Source organism: Agathobaculum massiliense (genome assembly GCF_900291975.1).
In the GTDB taxonomy this organism is placed as follows: Bacteria; Bacillota; Clostridia; order Oscillospirales; family Butyricicoccaceae; genus Agathobaculum; species Agathobaculum ammoniilyticum.
On record NZ_OMPN01000001.1, the window covers coordinates 530,445 to 551,843 of the forward strand.

The 21,399-nt window shown below is 56.8% G+C and carries 21 protein-coding genes; 3 read left to right on the plus strand and 18 right to left on the minus strand.

Going from position 1 to position 21,399, the window contains the following annotated elements; all coding sequences use genetic code 11:
• Positions 1–44 precede the first annotated feature (44 nt).
• The 7 genes from DBQ51_RS02650 to DBQ51_RS02680 form a co-directional block, all read right to left on the minus strand.
• Entirely contained in the window at positions 45–1,520 is a 1,476-nt protein-coding gene (locus DBQ51_RS02650; protein WP_107630699.1) for a tagaturonate reductase, read from the minus strand.
• Between the two features lie 13 nt (positions 1,521–1,533).
• Positions 1,534–2,829 (minus strand): TRAP transporter large permease, encoded by a 1,296-nt coding sequence (locus DBQ51_RS02655; RefSeq protein WP_054326143.1) that lies wholly within the window; start codon positions 2,827–2,829, stop codon positions 1,534–1,536.
• Positions 2,826–3,332 carry a TRAP transporter small permease gene (locus tag DBQ51_RS02660; RefSeq protein ID WP_054326142.1) on the minus strand — a complete coding sequence of 169 codons (507 nt, stop codon included), beginning with the start codon at positions 3,330–3,332 and terminating at the stop codon, positions 2,826–2,828. The genes DBQ51_RS02655 and DBQ51_RS02660 overlap by 4 nt, the downstream gene beginning before the upstream one ends.
• 55 nt (positions 3,333–3,387) lie before the next feature.
• Positions 3,388–4,437, minus strand: coding sequence for a C4-dicarboxylate TRAP transporter substrate-binding protein (locus tag DBQ51_RS02665; protein WP_054326141.1), 1,050 nt, complete (start codon positions 4,435–4,437; stop codon positions 3,388–3,390).
• Positions 4,438–4,475: 38 nt separating this feature from the next.
• Positions 4,476–5,498 (minus strand): zinc-binding alcohol dehydrogenase family protein, encoded by a 1,023-nt coding sequence (locus DBQ51_RS02670; RefSeq protein WP_107630700.1) that lies wholly within the window; start codon positions 5,496–5,498, stop codon positions 4,476–4,478.
• A gap of 4 nt (positions 5,499–5,502) precedes the next feature.
• Positions 5,503–6,951, minus strand: a complete 1,449-nt coding sequence (locus tag DBQ51_RS02675) for a tagaturonate epimerase family protein (protein WP_054326140.1) — start codon at positions 6,949–6,951, stop codon at positions 5,503–5,505.
• Positions 6,952–7,232: 281 nt separating this feature from the next.
• A complete protein-coding gene (locus DBQ51_RS02680; RefSeq protein WP_107630701.1) occupies positions 7,233–8,126 on the minus strand; it encodes a fumarylacetoacetate hydrolase family protein in 894 nt (297 codons plus the stop codon).
• 127 nt (positions 8,127–8,253) lie between these two features.
• Between DBQ51_RS02680 and DBQ51_RS16770 the strand changes: the two genes are divergently transcribed.
• Both DBQ51_RS16770 and DBQ51_RS02685 read left to right on the plus strand, forming a co-directional pair.
• Complete coding sequence (locus DBQ51_RS16770) at positions 8,254–8,427, plus strand: DUF6472 family protein (RefSeq protein ID WP_162838360.1); 174 nt, start codon at positions 8,254–8,256, stop codon at positions 8,425–8,427.
• 25 nt (positions 8,428–8,452) lie between these two features.
• Positions 8,453–9,019, plus strand: coding sequence for a sugar O-acetyltransferase (locus DBQ51_RS02685; RefSeq protein WP_054326139.1), 567 nt, complete (start codon positions 8,453–8,455; stop codon positions 9,017–9,019).
• A gap of 26 nt (positions 9,020–9,045) precedes the next feature.
• Here DBQ51_RS02685 and DBQ51_RS02690 read toward each other — a convergent pair whose 3' ends face one another.
• From DBQ51_RS02690 to DBQ51_RS02710, 5 genes are all read right to left on the minus strand, one after another.
• Positions 9,046–9,543, minus strand: coding sequence for a DUF6530 family protein (locus DBQ51_RS02690; RefSeq protein ID WP_054326138.1), 498 nt, complete (start codon positions 9,541–9,543; stop codon positions 9,046–9,048).
• Positions 9,544–9,664: 121 nt separating this feature from the next.
• On the minus strand, positions 9,665–10,240 hold the full coding sequence (locus DBQ51_RS02695; protein WP_107630702.1) for a hypothetical protein: 576 nt from the start codon (positions 10,238–10,240) through the stop codon (positions 9,665–9,667).
• Between the two features lie 28 nt (positions 10,241–10,268).
• Entirely contained in the window at positions 10,269–11,348 is a 1,080-nt protein-coding gene (locus tag DBQ51_RS02700; RefSeq protein WP_107630703.1) for an alginate O-acetyltransferase AlgX-related protein, read from the minus strand.
• A 10-nt stretch (positions 11,349–11,358) separates the two neighbouring features.
• Positions 11,359–12,735, minus strand: coding sequence for an MBOAT family O-acyltransferase (locus DBQ51_RS02705; RefSeq protein WP_107630704.1), 1,377 nt, complete (start codon positions 12,733–12,735; stop codon positions 11,359–11,361).
• Positions 12,736–12,756: 21 nt separating this feature from the next.
• Positions 12,757–13,689, minus strand: coding sequence for a DMT family transporter (locus tag DBQ51_RS02710; protein WP_107630705.1), 933 nt, complete (start codon positions 13,687–13,689; stop codon positions 12,757–12,759).
• 120 nt (positions 13,690–13,809) lie between these two features.
• Between DBQ51_RS02710 and DBQ51_RS16405 the strand changes: the two genes are divergently transcribed.
• Positions 13,810–13,983, plus strand: a complete 174-nt coding sequence (locus DBQ51_RS16405) for a hypothetical protein (RefSeq protein WP_159068048.1) — start codon at positions 13,810–13,812, stop codon at positions 13,981–13,983.
• Positions 13,984–14,394: 411 nt separating this feature from the next.
• Here the strand turns inward: DBQ51_RS16405 and DBQ51_RS02715 are convergent, their stop codons facing one another.
• The 6 genes from DBQ51_RS02715 to DBQ51_RS02740 form a co-directional block, all read right to left on the minus strand.
• Positions 14,395–15,585 (minus strand): pyridoxal phosphate-dependent aminotransferase, encoded by a 1,191-nt coding sequence (locus DBQ51_RS02715; RefSeq protein WP_107630706.1) that lies wholly within the window; start codon positions 15,583–15,585, stop codon positions 14,395–14,397.
• A gap of 66 nt (positions 15,586–15,651) precedes the next feature.
• Positions 15,652–16,239, minus strand: a complete 588-nt coding sequence (locus DBQ51_RS02720) for a sugar O-acetyltransferase (RefSeq protein ID WP_054326132.1) — start codon at positions 16,237–16,239, stop codon at positions 15,652–15,654.
• A gap of 37 nt (positions 16,240–16,276) precedes the next feature.
• Entirely contained in the window at positions 16,277–18,484 is a 2,208-nt protein-coding gene (locus DBQ51_RS02725; protein ID WP_107630707.1) for a DNA gyrase/topoisomerase IV subunit A, read from the minus strand.
• A complete protein-coding gene (locus DBQ51_RS02730; protein ID WP_054326130.1) occupies positions 18,468–18,878 on the minus strand; it encodes a hypothetical protein in 411 nt (136 codons plus the stop codon). Before DBQ51_RS02730 ends, DBQ51_RS02725 begins: the two co-directional genes overlap by 17 nt.
• Before the next feature lie 226 nt (positions 18,879–19,104).
• Complete coding sequence (locus tag DBQ51_RS02735; protein WP_107630708.1) at positions 19,105–19,284, minus strand: acyltransferase family protein; 180 nt, start codon at positions 19,282–19,284, stop codon at positions 19,105–19,107.
• A gap of 24 nt (positions 19,285–19,308) precedes the next feature.
• Positions 19,309–21,303, minus strand: a complete 1,995-nt coding sequence (locus DBQ51_RS02740; RefSeq protein WP_107630709.1) for a DNA gyrase/topoisomerase IV subunit B — start codon at positions 21,301–21,303, stop codon at positions 19,309–19,311.
• Positions 21,304–21,399 lie beyond the last annotated feature (96 nt).

The window sequence follows — 21,399 nt, forward strand, 5'->3', positions numbered from 1 at the left end:
GCGGCGTTTTGAAAAGTGAAGAAAAGAAAAAGAGGTCAGCAAAATTATTCATCCATCAGCGTGTCAAATACCGTGCGGATCCCCTGCTGCCGTATATCCGCAAGCAGCCCTGCCAGTTGTTCCGCCAGTTTCGGTATGCCGCCGATTTCTGGAAACACCGTTTCCCCGCAGAACCGCACCAGCTTTTCCGGCGTATCCTCTCGGTGTTCCCAGAAAAATTCCAGAACATCCTGGTCATCTCTGACCGGATAGGGGATCCCCTCGCGCGCGCCGTAGTAGCCCTGTGCGTTTTTGGAGTGCAGATGGTAAAATTCGAGCAGCGCGGCCAGAGAGAACACCGTGCAGACCGGCAGCTCCCCATTCTGCTCCCAATAGGCCAGCAGGCTCGGCCAAACCCTTGCCTTCCACTTGGAAACCGAATTGAGTGAGATTGCCAGCAGGCTATGCTGGATAAAGGGGTTATTCAGGCGCACCATCACCTGATCGGCAAAGGCGCGCATATCCGCGTCGTCCAACTGCAAATATGGGATGATTTCGTCGTATATCATCCGGCGGACAAAGCGGACGCACAGCGGGCAGGCCATATAGTCCAGGCTGATGTCGCTGCCCATTAGGTATGCCGCCAATGAGATGCCGGTCTGCGCGCCGTTCAGGATGCGCACCTTGCGCTTTTTATAATACGATGAATCGGGGACGATCACCACCGGCAGTCCGGCCTGTTCAAACGGAAGCTCCTGCTTCATCCATTCCGGACCCTGGATCGCCCAGAACGCGAAAGGCTCGCCGGTATCCAGCAGGCGGTCCTCCACACCGTTTTCCTGATTCAGGCGCTCCGCATCCTCCTTTGGATAGCCGGTTATGATGCGGTCGACCAGCGTATCGCAGAACACATTTTCCTCCTCCAGCCAGTTGAGGAAGTCTTCCGGCAGTCCCCAGCGCCCCGCATAAGTTTGCACGCATTTTTTCAGTTCCTGTCCGTTGTGGTCGATCAGCTCGCAGGAAAGAACAATGAACCCCTTGCCCTTTTGTTGGCCAAAGCATTGATACCGCTTCCACAGCAATTGCGTCAGCTTGCCGGGGAAGGAAGCTGCCGGGCAGTCCTCCAGCCGGTCCTCCGTACGGCAGGATATCCCCGCTTCGGTCGTGTTGGAAACAATAAAACGCAGTTCCAGCTGCTCCGCGCAGGCAAGGAACGCTTCAAAATCACGGTAGGGGTCGATCGCCCGGCTGATTGAACTGACCAGCCGGCTCTGCACTTGGGGCGCCGACGGCTCGCCGCCCCGCAGATAAAGGTGGTACAGGCCGTCCTGTCGGTTGATCACGTCCGCCAGCCCGCTCTTGATCGGTTGGACAACAATCACCTTGTTGTCCAACCCCATGCGCTCATTAGCGCAGTCGATAAAATAATCTACAAAGCCGCGCAGGAAATTCCCTTCGCCAAACTGTAAAAAGCGTTCCGTTCCAGTCCGCAGTATGAATGCGTTCTGGTCCGGCAGGGTTTGATAGCATAGCGTTTCCAAAACCGATTCCCCCTTATGCCAGTCCGAATAACTGCAGGACGCCGACCGAGAAAATCGGGACGAATGTCAGCAGCATCAGGCACACCAGCAGCAGAACATAAAATGGTCTTGCCTCTATGATAAAATTTTTAATCTTGCATTTTGTAATGCCGCAGGTAACGAACATCAGCGTACCCATCGGCGGGGTAATGCAGCCGACTGCCATATTGAAGATAACCGTCATGGCGAACTGGATCTCATGGATGCCGTAGGCCGCCGCAATCGGCGCCAGCAGCGGGACCAGTACGATCATCGCTGCGGTTCCCTCGATAAACATGCCGACGATCAGCAGGAAAATATTTACCGCGATCAGGAAGATGTATTTGTTGTCGATCAGGCCGACGATCAGTTCCGTAATCATCTGCGGAATACGCTCTCGGGTCAGTACCCACGCAAATGCGTTTGCCGCACAGATGATCAGCATGATGCCGGAGGTCGTGATGATCGTTTCTTTCATACCTTTTATGAAGCTGTCCATCGTCAGCTCATGATAAATCACGCCGAGCAGCAGCGAGTAAACGATCGCAACGGTGCCTGCCTCGGTAGGTGTAAAAATACCCAGGCGGATACCGCCGATAATAATGATCGGCAAGCAGAGCGGCAGCGCCGCCTCTTTGAGCGCGCGCATGAAGTCCGACGCTTTCATCCGCTCTGTGCGGAGCGGCTTGTAGTTTCGCTTGTGGGAAATGATGGATACCAGAAGCATCATCGTCACACACAGCAGCAGCCCGGGGCCGATACCGGCGATAAACAAGTTGCCGATTGAAACGTTCGCGATCGAGCCGTAAACGATCATCGCAATGCCGGGCGGGATCAGCGGCGTAATCATGGCCGAGCACGCGGTTACGACCGACGAGAATTCCTTGGAAAAGCCGCGCTTTTCCATTTCCGGCACCAACATCTTGGCCTCCATCGCCGCGTCCGCCAGGTTGGAGCCCGAAAGCCCCCCCATCAGAGTGGACAGCAATACGTTTACCTGCGCCAAGCCGCCCGTCATCCGCCCCGTCAGCACCTCACAGAACTGCATGACGCGCGCTGTAACGCCGGAATAGTTCATAAACGTACCCGCGCACACAAAAAACGGGATCGCAAGCATCGGGATGCTCTCCGCACCGGCTAGCATACGCTGCACAACAATCTGTTGCGGCAGATCCGGCATCAGAAAGAAATAAGCGGCCGCGGCGGCGAATACCGAGGCGAATACCGGTACCTTGAGGAACAGCAGCACCAGCATGATGATAGAGGCCGCTGCCACAGGATTGATACTCATACTTCTTCCTCCTTTTCCGCATCCTTACGCTTTAGGTGGGAGTGGTACATACTATAGGTATAGTTGATAATCATCAGGACACAGCCCGCCGGAAACGCGCCGTAAACAAATTGCTGCGGGATACGCAGTATGTTGGTGGTGCGGCCGGTTGTCACCATCTGCATGACCAGATCAATGCTGCTCCTGAGCAGATAAATCAAAACCACACAGGTCACAAGGTAGCCCAGTACCTCAATGACGAACCGCAGCCGCTTGGGCATGGCGTCCACAATAATTTCGATAGCAACATGGCCGCCTGTACGAAATGCCGCGCTGGCGCCGAAAAACACGACCCAAATAATCAGGCTGAGCTGCATCTCCTCCTGCCAGGTCAACGGGTTGTTGAACAGATAGCGCATGATAACGCCGACAAATGTCACCAGCACCAGCAGGATAAACGCCGCGCCGCTCAAGACAAAATCCAGATTCAAAAGACGCTCCAGCAGCCTGCCTTTGTTTTTCATCTGTTTTCCTCCTTTCAGATTGAAGGGGCCTAAGAATTCTTAGGCCCCGCAAAAGTTAAGCTCCCATAGCCTCCTTAACCCTGTCATACAGGCCGTCCGACCATACGGACGTAAACTTATCCAGCTGATAGAACGATTGCGCTGCCTCGCGGAACTCATCTTTATCTATCTCGATAACCTCCACACCAGCTTCCTTCAGCGCATTCAGCGCTTCTTCCTCCTGCTGGAAATACTGCTCATTGTTGTAAATGCCCGCCTCTTCTCCGCATTCGATCAGGATCTGCTGCTGCTCTGCGGTCAGGCTATTGAAGAAGTCCGTGCCGCAAATCCAGGTGGTATTGTTTTTCACATGCTCGGTCAGCGTCAGATACTTCGCGGCCTCGTAATATTTGCCTGCATAGATAACCGTGATCGGCTGTTCAAAGCCATCGATCGTACCCTGCTGCAGCGCGGTATACACATCGCCCAGCGCCATGGGAGTCGGGTTCGCACCCAGCACCTGCATGCCCTCCACCTGGATATCGTTACTCGGCACACGGATCTTCATGCCCTTCAGGTCCGCCAGAGAGCGGATCGGCTTTTTGGACAGAATGTGACGGTCGCCGTAAATCCAGTTCGAGGTAAGGATTTTTAGCCCCTGCTCCTCCAGGTCACTGCACAGATCTGCATAGAGATCGCTCTCCGTCAGCGTCCAGCACTCCTCCCAATCGCTGAACAGATATGGCCCAAAAAGGATGCCGAAATCCGGCACGCCGCGGTCGGCATAGAACGCACCATCCGCCAGGGTAATGACCGGAGCTCCGGCCAGCATCTGGTCGATCAAATCGACCTTTGCGCCAAGCTGGCTGGACGGGAACACCTCGATTTTCATGGTGCCTCCACTCTTCTCCTCTACCAGCCGCGCCCATTCGTTACACCCCAAGTCGATCGCTTCGCCCGGATTGTTCTCATAGCCCAACTGGATCACAACCTGCTCCGCCGCGCTATCGCCCGCGCCGGAAGCCGCATTTCCGGTGTTTTCCTGCGCGGAGCTGCTGCAGCCTGTCAGCATTCCCGCCGCCATCGCCGCTGCCAGACCCATTGATAGAATTCTCTTGTACCTCATTCTTACATCTCCTTTTTATTTTCTTGTGTTGCCACAAATTAAAACTGAAGCATTACCTTGAGCTTGGTGGCGGCCCCTGCCGCAAATTCGCGGAACGCGTCCGCCGCCTGTGTAAACGGATACAGGTCGGTAATCATGGGGGCGACTGCCTGCTGATTCTCGGTGACCCATGCGATCAAATCCAGGAAATCCTGCTTTTGTGCATTGCGCGAGCCGCGGATCATCAGTTCTTTTTTCTGAATGATATTAGAATCCAGGTCAAGGTGCCGTTTGGAAATACCGATCACCACAACATGCCCGCCGTGCGCGGCATGGTCCAGACAGAGCTGTAGCGTTTCAGGCATGCCGACCGCCTCGAGCGCGCCGTCAAAACCATCCCCCTGTGTGATCTGCGCCGCCTGCTCTGCAAAATGCTCCGGCGAGTCGTTCAGGAGAACGCCATCCGCGCCCATTTTTTGCGCGATCCGCAGCTTTTCCTCAGCCACATCGGTGATGTATACCCTGGCGCCTTTCTGCTTTGCCGCCAGCATGGTAAAAATGCCGATCGTTCCGGCGCCTACCACCAGCACGCGGTCATCCGGCTGTATCATCGCCTGCTGCACGCCGTGGTATCCGATCGCAAACGGTTCCACCAGTGCTGCGAGCTTGGGCTCCAGTTTCCCCACCGGATAGAGCCGCTCGACCGGCATCGTGATAAAGCGCGAATAAGCGCCGGCGCGCTGTACGCCCATCGTCTGATTATCCACACAGCAGTTCACCAGTCCCCGCCTGCAGGAATAACACGTCCCGCAGTTGAAATACGGATTTGCGGTTACGATATCGCCTGACCGCAGCCCCGCCTCATTTTCTCCGATCTCCACGACCTTCGCGGAAAACTCATGCCCTGGCACGTTTGGATATTTGGCATAGGCATAGGTTCCCCGATACGCGCCCAGATCGCTGCCGCACAGGCCGCCGTAGAGCAGCTCGAGCAGCGCTTCCCCTTCTTTCCTGACCGGCATGGGCGCCTCAACGATTTGGATTTCTCCCGGCGCGGTCATCAGAACGCTTTGATTTGTCATGGTATCACTCCCCTGTATACGGCACGGACAGATATTCCAAATGGCGTGTCATATGCTGTTCAATCAGGGCCGTGTAGCGGCCTGTTTCCTTTTTCCACAGCTGCCGAAGCAGGCTTCCAAATACCGGATGCCGCAGGATATAGCCATAGGTGATATGAATGAGCTGCCGACAATTATCCTCCTCAAACAGCTTGGGCAGCAGTTCCTCCGGAACAAGATCCACCTCCGGCAGCGCCGCAGGGTCCGCACTGACGTGATAATAGGCGCGCGCTTTTTCAAAAACCGTCAGCGCATATTTATGTATCTGGCGGTACAGCGCTGGCGCCTGCATCGCGGTCAGCTTCATCGCCTCAAGCCAACTGGTGCCGGATGTTTTGATATGGAAATTCCCCTCTGTCCAGCGCCCCACATAGGGGAAAATGGAGAATTTATCACTTCCGGAATGTACAGACAGCTTATACCCGTAGGTTTTTGCGATCGCCACATGGATCTTCAGCTCCTCTTCAAACCGCGCCAGATCCCCCATATAGTCGATTCCCTTTTGGAATTCCCCTGTGAAGCGCGGTGCGATGGTGGCAAAACGAACGCCTTTTCTCACAAGCTCATTAGCGACGAAAAAATGCTGCTGCGGTGTTGTCGGCAATATGGTTTCATCGATCGAAATCTCAAGCTCCGCCGGCGCATCCTCCTGATTAAAAAAGCGCTGCGCGGCCTGTGACGCAAAGGCAAGCGCTTCCCCGTAGATCGTTACTGCATCCCGCAGCTCCCGCTCGCTGAAGCGGATTTCATAACCGCCCTCCAGTGGAAAGGCACGGTCCAAATAGTACGCCTTTACCGCGTCATCCACGTCTCCGCGGTTTTCCTCCGGACGATGTATATGCTCGCTCAGGTCCAGGGTAATCATCGTGCAGCCGCTCCCGATCGCCGCTTCGATCTCTTCCATCGTTTTCAGATGGTCCCCGTCCGCGCCGTAGCCGCCGGTATAGCCCTCTCGGAATACATAAAACGTCACATCATCGATTACATCGCGGAAGGTGCGGCCGGTCAGCGACAGCTCCCGCATGGACTGCTGTGCCAGAACAGGCGTGGCATCATATTTTCTGACAGCCGCGATATGGCCGGGCGTCGCCAGCCCCAGCCGGTCGCCGGTGCCGAAAGTGCATTTTCGGGAAAGCACTTTCTGTGGCCCGCAGAACGGGAACAGCTCCCGTAGCACCGCGGCATTATGGGCGCTCAGTTCACATTCATAAAAAACGGTCCCTCCGGCTTCCCGCCGAAGCCCCTCGAACGGAGCCTTTTCCCCGCAGGAATACAGCTTATCACAGCCCTGCTCGTCCGCCGCCATGAACGCCGTACCGCCCGGGTATTGCCGCACGGAACGCGGGTAGACTTTATAATATTCCGCGTTGGGGTGCGCCGGTAGCTTTTCGACAAAGGTCGCTATTCGATGCATTCGCATCCGCCTCCTTTTTTGTTCTGTCTATATTGAACCGTAACCCCTGCCTTTTCACCACAGGGTATTGTCGGTATTTCTATCAATTTGTTCTTATCCGTTTCGGCTTAGCAAAATATTTTGCTTTTTTAGCAGTTTCTCCTTTGCCATAACCGCTAAAAAACTCCGCTTTTTCTATTGCCTGTCCGCATTCCACAAAATTTCCCCCGCGGTTTCCGGCGTTTGGCGCAAAGCAAAAGGGACCTTCCCGCTTTGGAAGGTCCCTTTGTATATGTCCGTTTTTATTCCACCGTATTGGTGAGCGCGCCGATGCCCTCGATCTCACAGGTGACGACGTCGCCTTTCTTCAAAAACTGCGGCGGCGTGAAGCCCATACCCACGCCGGCCGGCGTGCCGGTGGCAATGATCGTACCCGCGCGCAGCGTGATGCCGCGCGTCAGCTCAGCGATGATCTCCGCGACCGAGTGGATCAGATGGTCCGTATTGCTGTTCTGCCGCTTCTCACCGTTGACGGTCGAGGAGATCGCCAGCGCGGGCGGGAACGCCACCTCGTCCGCGGTCAGGATGCACGGCCCCATCGGTGTGAAGCCATCCAGCGACTTGCCGAAATACCACTGGTTATGCGCGGTCTGTAGGTTGCGCGCGGATACGTCGTTCACTACCGTATAGCCGAAGATATACTGTGCGGCCTCCGCCTCGCTAACGTTTTTGCAGTCCCTGCCGATGATGACGCCCAGCTCGGCCTCATAGTCCAGACTGTCCACCAATCCCTCATAGGAGGGGATTGGGTCGCCGCAGCCGGTCGCCTCATAAGTGCGCTTGCTGAAATAGACCGCTTTTTTGCGGTTGACCAGAAAAGCATCCTCATGGAACCGCGCCGATTCGACCGCGTGGTCCGCGTAATTGATGCCTAGGCACAGTACATCCTGCTCCGGATGCGGTATCGGCGCGCGCAGCCGCACGCTGTCCAGCCGCACCGCCGCCCCCTCGGTCGCCTGTTCCGCATCCGCCATGCGGGAAAGCTGCGCCGGTGTTACGCGCCGGATCAGGTCGTTCATATCTGCAAACGACAAGCCGAACGCTTCGACCGGCCAAAGCAGCCCCGGCCAGCCGGTGCAGCCCACGCCGATGCGGTCGACGCCGTCATCGTCTTTTTGATAGGTATACAGCTTCATAGAGATTCACGCTCCCAAATAGTTTTCCTGTTCCATCATAGCATATCGTCCCCAAAATAAAAAGCACCCATTTGAACTTTTATCCCATTTATGATATTCTGTTAACAGAAAAAAGAGGTGATCTGCTATGACCGGACGCTGCGACGACTGCGCGTACAACCTGTATGACGATGAACTGGAGGAATATGTCTGTGAAGCGTATCTGGACGAGGATGAATTCTACCATGTCATGCGCGAAGGGCGCGCCTGTCCCTATTACCGTTCCGGAGACGACTACGAACTGGTACGCCACCAGAATTAGCCTATAAAAACAGGAGGAACCCCCTATGACTGAGCGGGAAAAAATGATTTCCGGCGCTTTGTATGACCCCAGCGAGGCAGCGCTTCTTGCCGCGCGGAACGCTGCCAAGGAGCAATGCGTCCAGTACAATTCCCTGCCGCCCTCTGCGGCCGACCAACGCGACGCGCTGCTGCGTGGTTTGCTCGGCTCCTGCGGCACGCACGTCCTGATCGAGCCATCCTTTTTCTGTGATTACGGCTTTCATATCCATGTGGGGGAACACTTCTATGCCAACCACAACCTTGTGATCCTGGACGCCGCGCCCGTCGTTTTTGGCGAGCATGTCTTTATCGCCCCCAACTGCGGCTTTTATACCGCGGCGCATCCTTTTGATGTTGCCCAGCGCAATGCGGAGCTTGAATATGCCAAGCCCATCCGAGTCGGCAGTAACGTCTGGATCGGAGGGAACGTCTGCGTCCTCCCCGGCGTGACGGTCGGCGATAACACGGTGATCGGCGCGGGCAGCGTCGTTAATCGAGATATCCCTGCCGGTGTGTTGGCCGTTGGCAACCCCTGCCGTCCGGTGCGCAGCCTGCAGGAAAGAGGGGAATGAAAGCCATCGCTTTCATTCCCCTCTTTTTATTCCCGACTGCGCCGCCCATATCCCATTTCCTGCAGCAAATTGCTCAGAAGATGGAGCCGCTCCGCAAGCATTTCATCATCACGCGAAAGGGCTTCTGAGAACAGCCTGATATCCTCGTCTATCATAGGATTTTCCGTGCAGACCGAAACGGTCATCGCATCGCCCTGCACACCAATCCGATCAATCTGCGGCGCGGCTTCATCATACAGCTTGGGAAAGCGGTAGGCATCCGCAAAATAGCCGCGCGCGCGGCAGATCAGGATGGCCAGATCGAGTACGCGGTGCAACGGGAGTTCCTCGGACTGGCGCGACCATTTTTCCCCTGTATAACGCCAAACCTTGGCCGAAATATCCACACGGCCGCGGTCGTTCCACTGCGCCAGCCCAAGGGACAGCCCTTTTGCGTCGCTGTGATAGGCCGCACGCCCATCTACATTTTCATAATTCTCCACGGTAACGACCGGCTTATGCTTCAGTGTCGTTGGTATTTTCATATCGTATCCTCTTTAGTAAATCAGTAATTTAGTATCTATATTATAATCCACACGCTCCATCGTGTCAACCATTTTACAAAAGCCCCGTTCCGTGGTATCCCACGGAACGGGGCTTGCTCTTTTACTGTACCGCCTCGACGGTTTCCGAACCGTTTTCGCGGTAGGTATAGACCGTGAACCCGTCATAGGTCCAAATACCGTCTTCACCCTCACCCATGCAGCTCGGCGAATAGGTCTTGGAACTGGGCGAGCCGAGGGCGCTTTCCATTGCGGAAGCGGACGAGCCTACATAGCCCGATGCTTGCGCGGCGGTCGGTTTGGGGGGTTCGGGCGCCGGTTCCGGCTCGGGTTGCGGCGCAGGGGACGGGGTCGAGGCCGGCGGTGTGGCCGGCGTGCTTCCGCCCGAGCTTCCGCTGGCCGCCGGCGGATTAGACGTATTGCTTCCGCCGCCAGAGGAAGCGCCACCGGGCGCAGCCGGCTGCTTTTCCGGCACTTCCTCTGTCTGCGGCGCATCCGTAGAGGGCTTGTCCTCGTCCTCCTGCTGCTCCGTCTCCGGCTGGGCGTCCGGCTTCATGGTATCCACTGTCTGGTTCTCTTCCTGCTGTTCTGCGCGGCCGGTATCTTCCGCATTGCCACAGGCTGCCAAGCTGCCGCACAGGGCGAGCGCCAGAAGCATCGCTGTTATTCTCTGTTTCATGTAAGGATCCTCCTACGGTTTCTTTATTTCATTCGACGGAATCCGCTGCCTGGTTGTTCCCCAAATCGGGCGGGTATTTGAGCAGGTTGGATAAATTGCGCTCCACAATCTCCACAATCACCGTGTCGCCCGCCTGCACTTGCGTCAACGGGTACGGCATCTGCCGCGTGATGACCGCTTCGGAAAAATCCTCGGCCAGGAATGGGTGCAACGCGTTGCCAAACGAATCGCGGCACAGCAGCAGACGCCCGTTTTGTGCGTTCCCGCTCGTCGTCTGTATCAAAATATCCTCCGCTGTGCGCGGCTCATTGACATAGGAAAACGTCGTTTGATACTGCTGTTGCTCTTCCAGGGCTGTCCCCTTGGGATACAGCATATCATATAAGTCGCCGCGATGGGTGTTTGCCATGCGGTACGCCGCCTGTCCAAAGCAGGTATATGGCAGGCCAAGCGACTGCATCAAAAAATCATGCGCAAGCGCTGCGCCGCGATTGCTCCAGTGGGAATCCGTCCGCAAATACAGGACCTCCTCCTGTTTTGCAAAAAACGTAAACAAATCGGCGTACTGTACGCCGTATTCTTCCAGAAGCGGCCGGAGCCGCTCATAATTTCCCTGGGAATCGCTCACCAAATAGCGCGAAGGCATATGCGCAGGATACAGTGAATTCTTATTGGGCGCAATGGTAAACAAAAACCGCGCGCCGCGCGCCTGACAAAACGCCTGCATCTCCGCAACGGTCCGCGCGATCTGCTCAAGCTCCTGCGCGTTCAGCGTCGCATGGTTCTGGTAATCGTCCAGCGTCTGTGCATAATACAGCCAGCCGTCGCTGCCATAAATGACATCCTCCGCCGGCGAGCTGGCCAGTAGTTTAGTACGCAGCAACGCGTTCGCGGTCACCAGCTCCTGACGCAGGGCAAAGTGATCGGCCACATAATCGGTCACGTCGCCCAGAAACTCCGTGTTCCAGCTCCCATCCTCCTGTTTCAGGTGCGGCGCTGGCGCCAGCCTTTCATTCCCCGCCGCCTGGGTCGGCGGCAAAAACAGCATGCCGGCCGCTGGGAGCAGACAGAGCAGCACGAACGCCGCTGTAAAAATCCGGTATTTCATGCCAGCCTCCTTAAAAACGGAAATAGATGAACGGGTTGAACGTACCCGCCGAAAGGTCAAACATGCACAGCACCAGCAATACAATCGCCCCGACAAAGGCCGGCGCTTCCCATTTCATTTTGATACATTTTGCTGCTGGGAACGACAGGAACAGCGCCACAACCAAGGTCAACAGAAACGCCGGATCCAATAATGAGCATACAGTCGCGGTCCCAGTCCAGTTCAGTCCGGCTCCTGTAAACATGGCCGCAAGCATCGCGCCCGCCTGCCCCAATGTATCCGCGCGGAACAGAGTAAAGCCCAGCACCACGACCAGCAGGGTATACACTCGCCCGAGGAACCTGCCGCGTAGCCGGCCGACCGGCAGCGCACCGCTGTCCTCCAGCACGGAAAAGCAGCCGTGCCACAGCCCCCACAATACGAAATTCCAGCTCGCGCCATGCCACAGCCCTGTCGCGAAAAAAACGATGAAACGGTTGGCCCAAGTGCGTCCCCGCCCTTTCCGATTCCCGCCCAGCGGGATATACAGATAGTCGCGGAACCAGGTGGACAACGAGATGTGCCACCGGCGCCAGAATTCCTTGACCGTGGTAGCGGCATATGGATACTGAAAATTTTCCTGAAAGTGAAAGCCGAACATCCGGCCCATGCCAATCGCCATATCGCTGTAGCCGGAAAAATCAAAATAAATCTGCAGCGTATAACAAAGCGCGCCCATCCAGGCAGCAAGCATGCCGATCTCCCCCGCCGGCAGGGCAAACACCGCGTCCGCCATCCGTCCCATAGTGTTGGCGACCAGCAGCTTTTTGGCCAGACCGCAAATAAAACGCCGGATGCCGAGCGCGGCCTCTTCCGTCGTTGTGCGGCGCTCGTCGATCTCTTTTTCAATGTCGTGATACTTGACGATCGGACCGGCGATCAGCTGCGGAAAAAACGAAATATAGAGCAGCACCTTCACAAAGGATCGGGAGACGGCAGTCCGGTCACGATACACATCGATCACATAAGAAAGCCCCTGGAAGGTAAAAAACGAAATTCCGACCGGCAGCGCAATCCCCGTCAGCGGGAGGGACAGCCCCAGCAGGCGGTTACCGGTCCCTATCAAAAAGTCCGCGTACTTGAACACCGCCAGCATGCCGATCCCGCCGGCGGCCGCGAGCCACACGCCCAACCGCGGCCGTTTTCCCGCAGCGAGCAGGCCGCAGCCGTAATTGAGCGCAACCGACAACAGCAACAGCGGCAGATATCTCAGTTGTCCGAACGCATAGAAAATCAGGCTTGAGGCCAGCAGAAGCGCGTTTTTCGCTTTTGTGCCGCGGAACAGACGGTCAAGCAAAAATACAACGGGCAGAAAGATGAACAAAAAGACCGCCGAGCTAAAAATCATGTTGAAAATCCCTTTTTCTCTTTATTCTGCCTGCCCCGCACCCGTTTTATCCGTCCGCACATAGTTTGCGATCGCAATGCCTCCGCTGACCAGCGCCAGCGCCGTGAGATTGCGCAGTGTAAACACATCCTCCGCCAGCACAACCGCCGAAAACAGCGCGCCAAACACCGGAATCAGGAACCCGAACAGACTGACCTTGCCGATGGGGAATTTACCCAGCAAGGCGGTCCAGATCGTAAACGCGGCTGCGGACAGCACCACCATATATCCCAGCAGCAAAACGCCCGGCAGGCTGACCGTTCCCAGCCGGCCGCCGCCGGCAGCGCCGATACCGTAAAGCACCAATCCGCCGAGGAACAACTGCCAGCCGGTCAGCAGCATGGGGTCGCGGCCGGGCGTGAAAATGCGGGACACCAGCGCGCCCGCGCCCGACGAAACCGCGGACAGCAGCACCAGCCCGTCCCCCGACAGGTTAAAGCCGTTCAAGCCTCCCATGCCGAGCACCAGCACCCCCGCCAGACCACACAGGCAGCCGATTGACTTCTGCCGGTTCAGCTTATCGTTCCGCAGGAACAGATGCGCGAAAATGAGCGCAAAAAAAGTCTGCGTACCGGATAACACCGAACCTTTCAGTCCGGTCGTCATCGACAGGCCGATATAATAGCATATGTATTGGATCATGCTCTGAAACAGGCTGATCCACAGGATCGGCCGCCATTCCTCCCTGCGCGGGATGATCCTGTGCTTTTTGCACTTTGCAACCAGCAGGACCAGCAGGCCCGCCAGCGCAAACCGCCAGCCGGCAAACACAAGCTGGGAAAACGACTGACCGGCCTGGATGCCGAACAATCCATAGCCGGCCTTGATACATGGCGCCGCGCTGCCCCAGAGTGCGGTACACAATACCGCAGGCATGTATAATTGACGCACCAGCGAACCTTTTTGTTCCGTCATTTCTGTCTTTCCTCCTCATTGTCGTAAGCACAGTATAGCATTTTTTTCAAGCTCCCGCAAGCAAGGGAGTTTTATGGGACAGCTTTGCTGCTATCCTATACACAAGGAGAGGTGAGTGCTATGATTTATGCCTGTCAAACCAAGTACTGCCACTATCTGTTCTACGGCAGTCAACGGGAAGCCGCCTGCCCTGACTGCGGCAAAAAGCAAATCCGGCCGGCAACGCGCGGCGAACGCACGGAATTTTTCCGTCTCCGCACAGAGTTTCTTCCTGTCGGCAAACGCTCCGGATAGCGGCACAAAAAAGGCCTTCCGTCAACCATGCGGAAGGCCTTTTACCTGCTGTCTTTCCTTTTCATTTCCAAGCTCCCCGGCAGTCGCGCTGCCATTTTTCATTGCGATTACTTGGCAGTGCGGCGCGCTTGACGGGCAGCCGGCTTCATCCGGTTGGTATCCAGTTCCATCGTGCGGACTGCTACCAGATTGTTAAAAAAGCATTTCATCCTGCGGATCACTCCTCTCCTGTCAATATCGGCGGCCCTCTTCCGGCCTCCGCTATTATCATACAGGGAGTAGCAACAAAAAACAAGCGTCAGTTTTTATGAATATCATACAATATACAAACAATATTTTTGTATGAACTCCACAATCTATATTCACATTTTGCACAATGTAAATAATTCTTTATTGTAGAATTTACATAATTCATTTGCACCCATACTCTTCCGCCAGTTTTTTGAACAGCGGAAGCGCGCGGCGGATCGTCTCGGTCTGCACGCAGTAAGAGATACGCATATGCCCCGGCGCGCCGAAATCCGTCCCCGGCACAACCAGCAAATCATATTTCTTTGCCCACTCACAGAACGCACGGTCATCCGGCTCCAGAGTCTGCGGGAACAGGTAAAACGCTCCCTGCGGCTTGACACAGCGGTAGCCCATTTCCGTAAGGCCGTTATAAAGCAGATCGCGGTTGGTTTGGTAGACCGTAATATCGCTTGTCTGGCCCGCACAGCGCGCCGCTACACGCTGGAACAGACTGGGCGCGCACACATAGCCCAGCGCGCGTCCCGCGCCGCATACAGCAGCATACAGGTCGGCGCTGTCCGCCGCCTGCGGCGGAACCAGCACATAGCCGATGCGCTCGCCCGGCAGGGAGAGCGACTTGGAGTAGGAATAGCAGACGATCGTATTCTCATAGTACTGTGGGACGAACGGCGCTTCGATCCCATCGTAAATAATCTCCCGATAGGGCTCATCCGACACCAGATAGATCGGATGTCCGTATTGCTCCTCCTTTTCAGCCAGCAGGCCGGCCAGCCGCCGAATGGTCTGCTCGGAATACACCGCGCCTGACGGATTATTGGGCGAGTTGATCACGATCGCTTTGGTACGCGCATTCAACGCCTGCGCAAGCGCGGCAAAATCGATCTGGAAATCCTGAACAGCCGGCGGGACGACCACACATTTCGCCCCAGCACCGCTTTCAATAAACATTTTATATTCCGGAAAATACGGCGCCAGCACGATAAACTCATCCCCTGGGCAAGCGATCGCCTGGAACGCGCATGACAGCGCCGCCGCCGCCCCCGCAGTCAGATACAGGCAGTCACCCGTATAGTCGGTTCCAAACCGGCGGTTCAAGTCGTCGGCCAACGTCCTGCGCACATCCGCCGCGCCCTGCGCGGAGGTATACCCATGCAAGGCGACCGGATCACCCGCCGTCTCTTCCAGAATCGCCCGGCGCACCGCGTCGGGCGCGGGTACATTTGGGTTGCCAATTGAAAAATCAAATACGTTTTCCCGCCCCACGACTGCGGCGCGGCTGTTTCCATATTCAAAAAGCTCGCGGATGGTCGAACGGTTGTTTCCCAGCGCGGCCATGCTCTGATTGATCATCAGGAAACCTCCCCTTTCTTGTGAAGTTTATTATAGCACAGTGCGAAAGCAAAACGCAAGCGTCGCTCACAGTCGAAGCGGTTCCACCCGATCCGCCTCGGTGACCGGCCGCAGCACACGGCATGGACTGCCCGCCGCAATCACGCCCGCCGGCACATCGCGCGTCACTACGCTGCCCGCGCCGATCACGCTGCCCGCGCCAATCGTCACACCACCGCAGATCGTGGCGTTCGCGCCAATCCACACGTCCGGCCCGATCGTGATGGGGCGCGAGGTGCCGATACCGGCCGCACGCTGCGCCGCGTCCACTGCATGCCCCGCGCAGGCGATGCAGACCCCGGGGGCAATAAACGCATTTTCGCCGATGTGTACGGGCGAGGTGTCTAAAATAACACAATTATAGTTGATGACGGTCAAACCGTGGGTATGGATATTAAAGCCATAATCGCAGCGGAACGACGGTTCGATAAACGTCAGCGGATGGCAGTCTCCGAACAGCTCGCGCAGCAGCGCCGCACGGCGCTCCCCCTCGTCCGGCCGAGTCTGGTTGTACTGCCAGCACAGCAGCTTGGCGCGGTCCTGCAGCGCAAGCGGCGTATCGGTATGCCGCGCGCAGTAGCCTTCGTTCGCGGTCATCACGTCTAAAATATTCATAACTCTCCCTCTGTCCGGTTTTTCGGACGATAAAGACTTACAGCTTAAGTTGCTGCTCCGGCAAATCCTCGTCGGTCAGCAGCGCGCCAATGGACGGGATGCTGCGGCAGCGGTAGCGGCCGTTGTCGGTCAGGCCCGCATCCTCCATGCGACAAGCGCGCGTAATGGTGTGCTTGCCGCGCAGCACCATCGCCTGCACGCCCTGCGTCGAGCGGCTGGTCTTGATATCCAGCATGCCCGCGCGGAACGTCAGCGCACGGTTCGCGGTGGAAAACATGGTGATTTCGGTTTCCTCGTCGACCGGATGGAAGAACGCCACTGCGGGTGACTTGCCCGAATACGCGCCTGTCAGGCGGCGGCGGTTGGTCTTGGTCTCGAACGACTCGAGCGAGAAGCGCGCGGCCTTGCCGTTCTGGAAAACGACGACCATGCTGCCCTTGTAGTCGCCCGGCAGCAGGGCATACACCGGTGCTTCACCGTCCTCCATGTCCAGCTTGGCGGCCAGATAATCGCCCAGCACGGAGGCCTTGCAGTCGTCAAAGTCATACAGCCGCGCCTTATACGCCTGCTGCAAATTGGTGAAGAAGATAATCTCCGCTTTGTTGGTCGCCTCGGCCTGCCAGGCCACCTCGTCGCCCTCCTTGAGCTTATGCTCCTGCGACATGCGCCAGGACTGCGGCGTGATCTTCTTGAAATACCCTTCGCGCGTCAGGAACAGTAGCACGGGGTAGTCCTCGATATGGTCCTCCGCATCGAACTCCTGCACCGCCCCTGCGGTCACAAGGCTGGTCTTCCTCTCGGATGGATATTTCTTGATAACCTGCTCCAGTTCCTTGACGATAATATTCCGGATCTTGGCATTGGAACCTACGATCTCCTCGAGCCTGGCGATTTCTTTTTCGAGCGCCTCGGTCTCCTGCGTTCGTTTGAGGATATATTCCTTGTTGATGTTGCGCAGGCGGATATCTGCAATGAACTCGGCCTGGAGCTGATCGATGCCGAAGCCGATCATCAGATTGGGAATAACCTCGGCGTCCTCCTCGGTCTCGCGGATGATCTGGATCGCCTTGTCGATGTCGAGCAGGATCCTCTGCAGGCCGTGCAGCAGGTGCAGCTTGTCCTTTTTCTTGTTCAGGTCGAAGAACACGCGGCGGCGAACGCATTCGGTACGCCAGGCCGTCCACTCGTCCAGCAGTTCGCGCACACCCAGCACGCGAGGCATGCCGCCGATCAGCACATTAAAGTTACAGGAAAAGCTGTCCATCAGCGGGGTCATTTTCATCAGCCGCACCATCAGTTTGTCCGGATCGGCGCCGCGCTTGAGGTCAATGGCGATCTTTAAGCCGGAAAGGTCGGTCTCATCGCGCACGTCCGCAATCTCGCGCACCTTGCCGGACTTGACCAGCTCGGCAATCTTGTCGATAATCGCCTCAATGGTCGTCGTATAGGGGATCTCGGTGATCTCGATCAGGTTCTCCTTTTTGTTATGCGCCCACCTGGCGCGCACCTTGAACGAGCCGCGGCCGGTCTCGTAAATCGCACGCATCTCGGCTTCATCGTAAATCAGTTCGCCGCCGGTCGAAAAATCGGGAGCGGGCAGGGTGGAGAGCAGGTCGTGCGCGGGATCCTTGATATACGCGATCGTGGTGCGGCACACCTCGCCCAAGTTAAAACCGCAGAAATTCGAAGCCATACCGACCGCGATGCCCGTATTGGCCGATACCAGGATATTGGGGAAGGTGGTCGGCAGCAGCGTCGGCTCCTGCATCGTGCCGTCATAGTTGTCCATGAAATCGACCGCGTCCGTATCAATATCGCGGAACAGCTCAGCGCAGAACGCATCCAGCTTAGCCTCGGTATAACGCGGCGCGGCGTAGGCCATATCGCGCGAATACACCTTGCCGAAGTTGCCCTTGCTGTCCACGAACGGGGTCAGCAGCGCCTCGTTGCCGCGCGTCAGGCGCACCATGGTCTCGTAGATCGCCGCATCGCCGTGCGGGTTGAGCTTCATGGTCGAGCCGACGATATTGGCCGACTTGGTACGGTTGCCGTTCAGCAGCCCCATCTTGTACATGGTGTACAGCAGCTTGCGGTGCGAGGGCTTGAAGCCGTCGATTTCCGGTATCGCTCGCGAGACGATAACACTCATTGCGTACGGCATGTAGTTTTCGCGCAGCGTGTCCGTGATGCGCTGGTCCACCGAGGGATGCTCCTTATATTGTTTTATCTCAGGTTTTTTCGCCATTCTGGCCCTCCGTTTGTTTCGTATTTTTACACGGCGCGCCGCCCAGCAGACTACCGTGCGGCAGAATGGCCAGCACGGATGCAATCAGCAGCCCGCCGGCGAACACCAGCAGCCAAAGCTGCCCAAACCGCAGGTACATCACCTTTGGCCGACGCGTCGTCCATTCTATCCACAGGCGCAGTACCAGCAGATGCGACAGATAAAGTCCAAAGGATAACCGGCTAACTGCGCGGGCGTGCCGCGGAACATCCCGCGGCAGGCTGCACAGCGCCCACAGCAGCAGAAAAGAGGTAAAGGCATATGCCGTAATATCCGGCCGGAGCGAAAGCGCACGCACAACGGGCTGCAGCTTTGCCGTCCCCAGTACGGCGGCAGCGCTCGCCGTCCCAGCCATACACAAAGGGAAAGCCGCGGCATCCCCCTCTCCACCTGCCGCCGGAACAGCGCCCCGCCCACATAGAACACCGTCCACGGGAGGAATCATACTGTCGGCGAGATAGGAAACGCCGGCAGCCGCTTCAAGCAGCAGATAAGCCGCCGACCAGACGGGGTACGCGGGCAGAACCCGCTTCAGCCGTTTCCAAGCCGAGTGTGCCCTTCCCCGTATACACTCGCCCACCTTACGCGTACACTTTTGCATATTCGAGGCCGGAAAGCATCAGAAAAAGCGGCACGGAAAACCGCGCAAGCTGATTGCAGCAAACCTCCGGCCATCCGGCCGCCCCCGCCGTTGTATGGAGCATTACAACAGCCATGGCCGCGGCCGCGCGCAGCCCATCCATCTGCGGAAAACGTCCCATCACTCCCCCCCTGCTCCCCTTTTGTTACGAAATATCCGCCAGCTCCAAATACTGCGCCCCGTTCTCCGCGATATACTCCTTGCGGCCAGACAGGTTATCGCCCAGCAGCAGGTCGAACATCTCGCTGGTCGCCTGTGCTTCGTCCGGCGTAATGCGGATCAGGCGGCGGGTCTCGGGATTCATGGTGGTCTCCCACATCATGTCGGCCTCGTTCTCGCCCAGACCCTTGGAGCGCTGGATAAGCACCTTTTTGCCCTCCAGTTTTTTTAGGATCGCGGCCTTTTCGCTCTCGTCGAACGCGAAATAGCTCTTGTCCCTGTGCGTAATCTCATACAGCGGGGACTCCGCAATATATACATACCCCTGCTCGATCAGCGTCGGCACCAGCCGGTACAGCATGGTCAGGATCAGCGTGCGGATCTGGAAGCCGTCCACATCCGCATCCGTGCAGATGATGATGCGCCGCCAGCGCAGCGCGTCCAGATCGAACGCGGACAGGTCGCGGCTGGCCTTGCCGCGCACCTCCACGCCGCAGCCGAGTACCTTCAAAAGGTCAGTGATGATATCGTTTTTGAAGATCTTGTCGTAATCCGCCTTCAGGCAGTTTAAGATTTTGCCGCGCACGGGCATGATGGCCTGGAACTCACTGTCCCGCCCCTGCTTGACCGAACCGAGCGCAGAGTCGCCCTCCACGATGTACAGCTCGCGGCGCGTCACGTCCTTGGTGCGGCAGTCCACGAATTTCTGCACGCGGTTAGCGAGATCGATATTGCCGGACAGCTTCTTTTTAATGTTCAGGCGCGCCTTTTCCGCCTGCTCACGGCTGCGCTTGTTAATCAGAATCTGCTCGGCGATCTTGTCCGCCTCGGCCTTGTTCTCGATGAAGTAGATTTCCAGCCCCTGCTTGAGGAAATCGGTCATCGCCTCCTGGATGAACTTGTTGGTAATGGCCTTTTTGGTCTGGTTCTCGTACGAGGTCTGGGTGGAAAAGCAGTTGGTCACCAGCACCAGGCTGTCCATCACGTCCTGGAACGTGACCTTGCTTTCGGATTTGTTATATTTGCCGTTCTGCTTAAGGTAGGCATCGATTGCGGAGACAAACGCCGAGCGCACCGCCTTATCCGGCGCGCCGCCGTGCTCCAGCCAGGACGAGTTGTGGTAATACTCGATCTGCGACACCGCGGACGAGAAGCAGAACGCACACGACAGCTTGACCTTGTATTCCGGTTTGTCCGCGCGGTCACGGCCGCGGCGCTCGCTTTCTAGGAACTGCACTGAGGTCAGCGGGTTCTCGCCCGCAAGCTCGGTCACATAATCCACAATGCCGTTCTGGTACAAAAACTCGGTGGTTTCGAACTTGCCGCCGGACTGGTTTTTCAGCACAAATTTCACATGGCTGTTGACCACCGCCTGCCGCTTGAGCGTATCCAGATAATACTCCACCGGAATGTTGATATCCGTGAACACCTCGAGGTCGGGCTTCCAGCGGATGGTGGTGCCAGTCTTTTTGCTGGTCGTGGGCGATTTGACAAAGCCCTCTCTGGTGCCGGTTTTGTTTTCGCCCTTTTCAAAATGCAGGGTGTACTCGAACCCGTCGCGGACGACCGTCACATCCATATATTCCGAAGAGTACTGGGTCGCGCAGGTACCCAGGCCGTTAAGGCCGAGCGAAAACTCGTAGTTCTCCCCAGTGTCGTTCTTGTATTTGCCGCCCGCGTACAGCTCGCAGAACACCAGCTCCCAGTTATACCGTTGCTCGCTTTCATTCCACTCCACTGGAATGCCGCGGCCGTGGTCCGCGACCTCGATCGAGCCATCCGCGTATCGGGTGGTGACGATCTCGCTGCCATAGCCCTCGCGCGCTTCGTCAATCGAGTTGGAGAGGATCTCGAACACCGCGTGCTCACAGCCCTCCAGACCATCCGACCCGAAAATCACGCCTGGGCGCTTACGGACGCGGTCCGCGCCCTTGAGCGAGGAAATGCTTTCATTACCGTAAGACGGTTTTGCTTTGCTCATATACGTTCCTAACTCCTGTATTAAGGCTCATTAAATTCCATAACTAATATAGTATACGCTGTTTTCAGGATTTTTTCAATCACTTTTCTGCATCTA

What these genes read in the sequence shown, in the direction of transcription:
- DBQ51_RS02655 (WP_054326143.1), bottom strand. Translation starts at nt 2,829, where the DNA reads ATGAGTATCAATCCTGTGGCAGCGGCCTCTATCATCATGCTGGTGCTG.
- DBQ51_RS02660 (WP_054326142.1), bottom strand. Translation starts at nt 3,332, where the DNA reads ATGAAAAACAAAGGCAGGCTGCTGGAGCGTCTTTTGAATCTGGATTTT.
- DBQ51_RS02665 (WP_054326141.1), bottom strand. Translation starts at nt 4,437, where the DNA reads ATGAGGTACAAGAGAATTCTATCAATGGGTCTGGCAGCGGCGATGGCG.
- DBQ51_RS02670 (WP_107630700.1), bottom strand. Translation starts at nt 5,498, where the DNA reads ATGACAAATCAAAGCGTTCTGATGACCGCGCCGGGAGAAATCCAAATC.
- DBQ51_RS02675 (WP_054326140.1), bottom strand. Translation starts at nt 6,951, where the DNA reads ATGCATCGAATAGCGACCTTTGTCGAAAAGCTACCGGCGCACCCCAAC.
- DBQ51_RS02680 (WP_107630701.1), bottom strand. Translation starts at nt 8,126, where the DNA reads ATGAAGCTGTATACCTATCAAAAAGACGATGACGGCGTCGACCGCATC.
- DBQ51_RS16770 (WP_162838360.1), top strand. Translation starts at nt 8,254, where the DNA reads ATGACCGGACGCTGCGACGACTGCGCGTACAACCTGTATGACGATGAA.
- DBQ51_RS02685 (WP_054326139.1), top strand. Translation starts at nt 8,453, where the DNA reads ATGACTGAGCGGGAAAAAATGATTTCCGGCGCTTTGTATGACCCCAGC.
- DBQ51_RS02690 (WP_054326138.1), bottom strand. Translation starts at nt 9,543, where the DNA reads ATGAAAATACCAACGACACTGAAGCATAAGCCGGTCGTTACCGTGGAG.
- DBQ51_RS02695 (WP_107630702.1), bottom strand. Translation starts at nt 10,240, where the DNA reads ATGAAACAGAGAATAACAGCGATGCTTCTGGCGCTCGCCCTGTGCGGC.
- DBQ51_RS02700 (WP_107630703.1), bottom strand. Translation starts at nt 11,348, where the DNA reads ATGAAATACCGGATTTTTACAGCGGCGTTCGTGCTGCTCTGTCTGCTC.
- DBQ51_RS02705 (WP_107630704.1), bottom strand. Translation starts at nt 12,735, where the DNA reads ATGATTTTTAGCTCGGCGGTCTTTTTGTTCATCTTTCTGCCCGTTGTA.
- DBQ51_RS02710 (WP_107630705.1), bottom strand. Translation starts at nt 13,689, where the DNA reads ATGACGGAACAAAAAGGTTCGCTGGTGCGTCAATTATACATGCCTGCG.
- DBQ51_RS16405 (WP_159068048.1), top strand. Translation starts at nt 13,810, where the DNA reads ATGATTTATGCCTGTCAAACCAAGTACTGCCACTATCTGTTCTACGGC.
- DBQ51_RS02715 (WP_107630706.1), bottom strand. Translation starts at nt 15,585, where the DNA reads ATGATCAATCAGAGCATGGCCGCGCTGGGAAACAACCGTTCGACCATC.
- DBQ51_RS02720 (WP_054326132.1), bottom strand. Translation starts at nt 16,239, where the DNA reads ATGAATATTTTAGACGTGATGACCGCGAACGAAGGCTACTGCGCGCGG.
- DBQ51_RS02725 (WP_107630707.1), bottom strand. Translation starts at nt 18,484, where the DNA reads ATGGCGAAAAAACCTGAGATAAAACAATATAAGGAGCATCCCTCGGTG.
- DBQ51_RS02730 (WP_054326130.1), bottom strand. Translation starts at nt 18,878, where the DNA reads ATGGCTGGGACGGCGAGCGCTGCCGCCGTACTGGGGACGGCAAAGCTG.
- DBQ51_RS02735 (WP_107630708.1), bottom strand. Translation starts at nt 19,284, where the DNA reads ATGGGACGTTTTCCGCAGATGGATGGGCTGCGCGCGGCCGCGGCCATG.
- DBQ51_RS02740 (WP_107630709.1), bottom strand. Translation starts at nt 21,303, where the DNA reads ATGAGCAAAGCAAAACCGTCTTACGGTAATGAAAGCATTTCCTCGCTC.